General features: G+C 67.0%; 5 protein-coding genes. 3 read left to right on the top strand and 2 right to left on the bottom strand.

Translation table 11 applies throughout. The annotated features are described in order from the left end of the window. The coding region (locus tag AC2VOP_RS21250) for an error-prone DNA polymerase (RefSeq protein WP_486962802.1) at positions 1 to 2,215 on the bottom strand (2,215 nt) is incomplete at its 3' end. 108 nt (positions 2,216 to 2,323) lie between these two features. Here AC2VOP_RS21250 and AC2VOP_RS21245 point away from each other — a divergent pair. Beyond that, entirely contained in the window at positions 2,324 to 2,752 is a 429-nt protein-coding gene (locus AC2VOP_RS21245; protein ID WP_486962801.1) for an MmpS family transport accessory protein, read from the top strand. Continuing rightward, on the top strand, positions 2,749 to 5,703 hold the full coding sequence (locus tag AC2VOP_RS21240; RefSeq protein ID WP_486962800.1) for an MMPL/RND family transporter: 2,955 nt from the start codon (positions 2,749 to 2,751) through the stop codon (positions 5,701 to 5,703). Before AC2VOP_RS21245 ends, AC2VOP_RS21240 begins: the two co-directional genes overlap by 4 nt. Here AC2VOP_RS21240 and AC2VOP_RS21235 read toward each other — a convergent pair. Beyond that, the gene (locus AC2VOP_RS21235; RefSeq protein WP_486962799.1) at positions 5,630 to 5,830 is read right to left on the bottom strand and encodes a type II toxin-antitoxin system YoeB family toxin; all 201 of its coding nucleotides are present in this window, start codon (positions 5,828 to 5,830) and stop codon (positions 5,630 to 5,632) included. The genes AC2VOP_RS21240 and AC2VOP_RS21235 overlap by 74 nt on opposite strands. Between AC2VOP_RS21235 and AC2VOP_RS21230 the strand changes: the two genes are divergently transcribed. Continuing rightward, entirely contained in the window at positions 5,768 to 6,088 is a 321-nt protein-coding gene (locus AC2VOP_RS21230; protein WP_486962798.1) for a plasmid mobilization protein, read from the top strand. The two genes, AC2VOP_RS21235 and AC2VOP_RS21230, sit on opposite strands and share 63 nt — an antisense overlap. Positions 6,089 to 6,628 lie beyond the last annotated feature (540 nt).

Below are 6,628 nucleotides of genomic sequence, written 5' to 3'. Positions count from 1 at the left end.
GTTTGGACCCCATGGCGCGGCGCAGCTGGTCGGCCTCTCCCGCCGAGAAACCCGCGCAGTCCACCGCCAGCTGCATCAGCTGCTCCTGAAACAGCGGTACCCCCAGCGTTTTCCGCAGCGCGCGGGCCATCGACGGATGCTCGTAGGCCACCGGGTCGACGCCGTTGCGGCGGCGGATGTAGGGATGCACCGACCCGCCCTGAATCGGCCCGGGTCGGATCAGCGCCACCTGCACCACCAGGTCGTAGAACTCGCGGGGCCGCAGCCGCGGCAGGGTGGCCATCTGGGCGCGCGACTCCACCTGGAACACGCCGACGGAGTCGGCGCGCGCCAACATCTCGTACACCGCCGGCTCGGACAGGTCGATGCGGGCCAGATCCACCTCGATGCCCCGGTGCTGGGCCACCAGGTCTTGCGCGTAGTGCAGCGCCGAGAGCATGCCCAGCCCGAGCAGGTCGAACTTCACCAAACCGATTGCCGCACAGTCGTCTTTGTCCCACTGCAGCACACTGCGGCCGGGCATCCGGGCCCACTCCACCGGACACACGTCGGCGATCGGGCGATCGCAGATCACCATGCCGCCGGAGTGGATGCCCAGATGCCTGGGCAGGTCGGCGATCTGGGTAGCCAGCTCGACCACCTGTTCGGGGATGCCCTCGACATCGGAGCGGTCAGCGTCACCCCACCGGCTGAGCTGCTTGCTCCAGGCGTCCTGCTGGCCCGTCGAGAAGCCCAGCGCCCGGGCCATGTCGCGCACCGCGCTGCGGCGCTGGTAGGTGATGACGTTGGCGACCTGCGCGGCGTAGTCGCGGCCGTAGGTGTCGTAGACGTAGCCGATGACCTTTTCCCGCTGGTCCGATTCGATGTCGACGTCGATGTCGGGCGGCCCGTCGCGGGCGGGCGACAAGAAACGCTCGAACAGCAGATCGTTGGCCACCGGGTCCACCGCGGTGATGCCCAGCGCGTAGCAGACCGCCGAGTTGGCCGCCGATCCCCTTCCCTGGCACAGGATGTCGTTGCGCCGGCAGAACCGGGTGATGTCGTGCACTATCAGGAAGTATCCCGGGAACTGTAGCTGTGCAATGACTTTCAGCTCGCGTTCGATCTGCGCGTACGCCCGCGGCGCACGCTCGGGTGGGCCGTATCGGTCGCTGGCACCCGCCAGTGCCAGTTGCCGCAGCCAGCTGTCTTCGGTGTGCCCGGCCGGTACGTGAAACGACGGCAGTCGCGGGGCGATCAGCGTCAGCGGAAATCCGCACTGCTCACCGAGTTCGGCTGCCGCGGTCACCACGTCGGGGCGCGGCGCGAACAGCCGCGCCATCTCCTCGCCGGAGCGCAGATGCGAACCGCCCAGCGGCGCCAGCCAGCCGACGGCGGAATCCAGCGACCGGCGGGCACGTATCGCACCCATTGCCATCGCCAGCCGGCCCCGGCACGGCCCGGCGAAGTGCGCGCCGGTGGTGGCCACCACCGAGACCCCGAAGCGCGGCGCTAGCGCCGCCAGCGCGGCATTGCGCTCGTCGTCGAGCGGCTGGCCGTGCCGAGTCAGCTCGACGCTGACCCGCCGTCGGCCGAACCGGTCCACCAGGTCGGCTAGCGCCGCCGCGGCCGCCTCCGGGCCGCCGGTGGCCAGCGCATGGCGGACATGGCCTTTGCGACACCCGGTCAGGATGTGCCAATGCCCTCCCGCCGCGTCGGCCAGCGCGTCGAAATCGAAGTGCGGCCTGCCTTTTTCGCCGCCGGCCAAGTGTGCCGCGGCCAGCTGGCGCGACAGTCGCCGATAACCTTCCGGGTCACGTGCCAGTACCAGCAGGTGCGGGCCCGGCGGGTCCGGTTCGTCGGTGCGCGCCGAAGCTCCCAGCGACAGTTCGGCACCGAAGACGGTGACGATATCCAGTTCCCTGGCCGCCTCGGCGAACCGCACCACCCCGTAGAGGCCGTTGTGGTCGGTCAACGCGATGCCGCGCAGGCCCAGCCGAGCGGCCTCGGTGACCAGCTCCTCCGGTGTGCTGGCCCCGTCGAGGAAGCTGTAGGCCGAGTGCGCGTGCAGTTCGGCATAGGGGACGGCGGTGCCGCCGGGGGGCCGGTGCGCCTGCCGGCTGCGCGACCACGCCGGGTTGTCCGAATCGGGAGCGCCGGCTCCGGTGTGCCGCGGCCTGCCGTCGAGCACCCGCTCCATCTCCGCCCAGCTCGGCGGCCCACAACCCCAGCCCATGCCGGCCAGTATATCGAAAATACGTTCGATTTGACTACCGCCGGTCACGGAAGGAAGTTTGATGCACTAATCTTGGCACGTCGACGCGGTACGAAAGGGCAGGGGATCATGTTCGGCGTTATCAGACGTGCGTGGCTGCCGCTGCTCATCGCGGTGGTCGTCGGCGTCGGCGCGTTCATAGTGCACCGGGTCCACGGATACTTCGGCGCCCACGACAACGCCGGCGCGTCCACCGTGTTCGAAGACACCGAGCCGTTCAACCCCAAAGTCGTGGTCTATGACATCTTCAGCCCGGACGGGACCTTCGCCGACATCAACTATCTGGACCTGGACGCCCAGCCGCAGCGGCTGGACAGCGCCGGCCTGCCCTGGTCGCTGACGCTGTCGACCACCGACCCGGCGGTCAGCCCCATCGTCGTCGCGCAGGGCGACGGCGACACCATCGGATGCCGGATCACCGTCGACGGCGAAGTCAAGGATGAGAGAATCTCCAATGGCGTTCACGCCCAAACCTTCTGCATAGTGAAGTCCGCATGAGCCGACACACCAGCGAGAACCCCACCGACGCCCGGCCCCCGGCAGAGCCGCCCACGGCGCCCAACACGTCCCAGGCGCCCACACCCGCCTGGCAGCTAGCCATCCCGCGGTGGATCCGCCGGCTTGCGCTGCCGATCATCTTGGCCTGGGTGGCCGTGGTCGTGGTGCTGAACACCGTCGTGCCCCAGCTCGACGAGGTCGGACGGATGCGGGCGGTGTCGATGAGCCCGAAGGACGCGCCGTCGATGATCGCCATGAAACGCGTCGGCACGGTGTTCAACGAGTTCAAATCCGACAGCTCCGCGATGGTGGTGCTGGAAGGCCAGCAGCCGCTCGGCGACGCCGCGCACCGCTACTACGACGCGCTGGTCGCCAAGATGAAGGCCGACACCAAACACGTCGAGCACATCCAGGACTTCTGGAGCGACCCGTTAACCGCCGCGGGCTCGCAGAGCCCGGACGGCAAGGCCGCCTACGTCCAGGTGTATCTGGCCGGCAACATGGGCGAGACGCTAGCCACTGAGTCCGTGGAGGCGATTCAGCGCATCATCGCCGACACCCCGCCGCCGCCCGGGGTGAAGGCCTACGTGACCGGCCCGGCGGCGCTCACCGCCGATCAGCACATCGCCGGCGACAAAAGCCTCAAGGTCATCACCGCGCTGACCTTCGTGGTGATCATCACCATGCTGCTGCTGGTCTACCGGTCCATCGGCACCGTTCTACTGGTGCTGGCGATGGTGGTGTTCGAGTTGGTCGCGGCCCGAGGCGTGGTGGCCTTCCTCGGCTACCACAACATCATTTTGCTCTCGACGTTCGCGGTCAACCTGCTGGTGACGCTGGCCATCGCCGCCTCGACGGACTACGTGATCTTCCTGCTCGGCCGCTACCAGGAGGCACGCTCGGTCGGCGAGGACAAAGAATCGGCGTTTTACACGATGTATCACGGGACCGCGCACGTGATCCTCGGCTCGGGCCTGACGATCGCGGGGGCAACGTTCTGCCTGCACTTCACCCGGCTGCCCTACTTCGAGACGTTGGGTATCCCGCTGGCCATCGGCATGATCGTCGTGGTGGCCGCGGCGCTGACCCTGGGCGCGGCGGTTGTCGTGGTCGCGAGCCGTTTCGGCATGCTGGAGCCCAAGCGGGCGATGCGGATCCGGACCTGGCGGCGGATCGGCGCCCTGATCGTGCGCTGGCCGGGCGCCATTCTTGTGGCCACCACGGCCGTCTGTCTGGTCGGGCTTTTAACCCTGCCCGGATACCACGCCAACTACAACGACCGCCACTACCTGCCCGGCTACGTCCCGGCCAACATCGGCTATGCCGCGGCCGACCGGCATTTCTCGCAGGCCCGGATGAATCCGGAGCTGCTGCTGATCGAAGCCGACCACGACCTGCGCAACCCGGCCGACTTCCTGGTCATCAACCGCATCGCCAAACGCGTCTTCGAGGTGCCGGGCATCGGGCGGGTGCAGGCGATCACCCGGCCGCTGGGGACGCCGATCGAGCACACGACCATCCCGTTCCAGATCAGCATGCAGGGCACCACCCAGCAACTGAACATGAAGTACATGCTGGACCGGATGAAAGACATGCTGGTCATGGGTGACCAGATGGAAGTGACGATCCACTCCATGGAAGAGATGCTCGAGATCACCAAGGGCATGGCCCAGACCACCGACAACATGGTCACCAAGATGCACAAGATGGCCGGCGACGTCGCAAAGCTGCGGGACAACATGTCCAATTTCGAGGATTTCTGGCGGCCGATCCGCAACTACTTCTACTGGGAGCCGCACTGTTTCGACATCCCGTTCTGCTGGTCACTGCGGAATATCTGGGACACGTTGGACGGCGTCGACGAGATGTCCGAGGACATCGACCTCATCCTGCCGGACATGGACCGCCTCGACGAGCTGATCCCGCAGATGCTGGTGGTCATGCCGCCGATGATCGAGACCATGAAGTCGATGCGAAGGATCCAGCTGACCATGCAGTCCACCATGGACGGGCTGCAGCGGCAGCTGGAAAAGATGCTGGAGAACCAGAACGCGATGGGCCAGGCGTTCGACGAGTCGAAGAACGACGACTCGTTCTACCTGCCGCCGGAGGCCTTCGACAACGCCGATTTCAAGCGCGGCATGAAGATGTTCTTGTCGCCGGACGGACACGCGGTGCGGTTCATCATCTCCCACGAGGGCGATCCGATGTCGCCGGAAGGCATCTCGCACATCGGGCCGGTCAAACACGCCGTCCACGAAGCCCTCAAGGGCACGCCGCTGGAAGGCTCCAAGGTCTACCTCGGCGGCACCGCGTCGGTGTACAAGGACATGGCCGAAGGCTCCAGCTACGACCTGATCATCGCCGGAATCGCTTCGCTGTGCCTGATTTTCATCATCATGCTGCTGATCACGCGCGCGGTGATCGCCTCCGCGGTGATCGTCGGCACCGTGGTGTTGTCACTGGGCACGTCGTTCGGGCTGTCCGTGCTGATCTGGCAGCACATCGTCGGGCTGGACCTGCACTGGATGGTGCTAGCGATGTCGGTCATCATCCTGCTGGCCGTCGGCTCCGACTACAACCTGCTGCTGGTGGCCCGGTTCAAGGAGGAGATCCACGCGGGCTTGAACACCGGCATCATCCGGGCGATGGGCGGCAGCGGCTCGGTGGTCACCTCGGCCGGTCTGGTCTTCGCGTTCACCATGATGTCGATGCTGGTCAGCGACCTGCGGGTGATCGGCCAGGTGGGGTCGACGATCGGGCTGGGCCTGCTGGTCGACACGCTGGTGATCCGGTCATTCATGACCCCGTCGATCGCCGCGCTGCTCGGCAAGTGGTTCTGGTGGCCGCAACGGGTACACACCCGGCCGGCTCGGGTCAGTAGTGGTACCGAGCCTGGAGAATCTGCAGATCGCCGACAACTCGATACACCCATCGGTGCTCCTCGGTGATGCGCCGGGAGGATGCACGCGACAGTCCGTACTTGAGTGGCTCGCCATCCGCGTGGGAGCAGTGATGATTGAGAAGCAGCCCGAACAGATGACCGAGGCCGAGCTGGTCGACTACTACTGTGCGCACCGCAACGACCCAGACATGCTGGGCGAACAGGTGAAGTACGTTCCACCGCGGGCGGCGCGGGTCGCGGTGCGGTTGAGCTTCGAAGATGAGGGCCGCGTCCGTCAGGCCGCCCAGAGCGCGGGGATGTCGGTTTCCGCGTTCCTACGCCAGGCCGGACTGAGCGCGGCCCGGGCAGACATCGTCAACCTTGAACGACTCCGCCGTGACGTCAACGAAGCCCGCGCCCGCATCGACGACGCATGGCAGGCGCTCAAGTAGCGAACCAGACGACCGAGGCAGCAGCTGCCTCACCGAGCGGGCGTAGCCTCAGCGCAAGCCTATTGTGGGCGAAATGGAAGAGATGTTCGTGACAGTTGATGCCCGCGGCCGTACCACCCTGGGTAAACGCCACGCAGGGCAGTACCGGTTTACTGAGGTCGACGGAGTTCTGATTCTTGAACCGGGGTCATTCGTCACGCAGGCCCAGCAGCAGGTGTGGCAAAACCCCGAACTGCATCAGCACCTACGGGCCGCCGCGGCGCGACCTGGCGGCCCCCGTCCAACCCGATGAGCCGCCACCGAGCTGGATCTTGGTCTGGCGCAACGAAAGTCGGCGGGCCAGCGCAGGTGGCTGAACGACGAGGAGACGGACTTCGGGAGAGCCTGCCTAGCCGCTGGCGCTGACGGGCTCGGCGCCCGCGCCGCCGGCGCCGCCGTTGCCGCCGGTGCCGCCGTCGTGAGCGGCGCCGGGCGCGCCGTGGGCTCCCGGCGTGTCGCCCGAGGCGCCGCCGTTGCCGCCGTCGCCGCCGTCGCCGCCGG

The sequence above is a fragment of the Mycobacterium sp. TH-M106 genome, assembly GCF_057473765.1.
This window is presented reverse-complemented; position numbering and strand designations above follow the sequence as displayed.

What these genes read in the sequence shown, in the direction of transcription:
- AC2VOP_RS21245 (WP_486962801.1), top strand. Translation starts at nt 2,324, where the DNA reads ATGTTCGGCGTTATCAGACGTGCGTGGCTGCCGCTGCTCATCGCGGTG.
- AC2VOP_RS21240 (WP_486962800.1), top strand. Translation starts at nt 2,749, where the DNA reads ATGAGCCGACACACCAGCGAGAACCCCACCGACGCCCGGCCCCCGGCA.
- AC2VOP_RS21230 (WP_486962798.1), top strand. Translation starts at nt 5,768, where the DNA reads ATGATTGAGAAGCAGCCCGAACAGATGACCGAGGCCGAGCTGGTCGAC.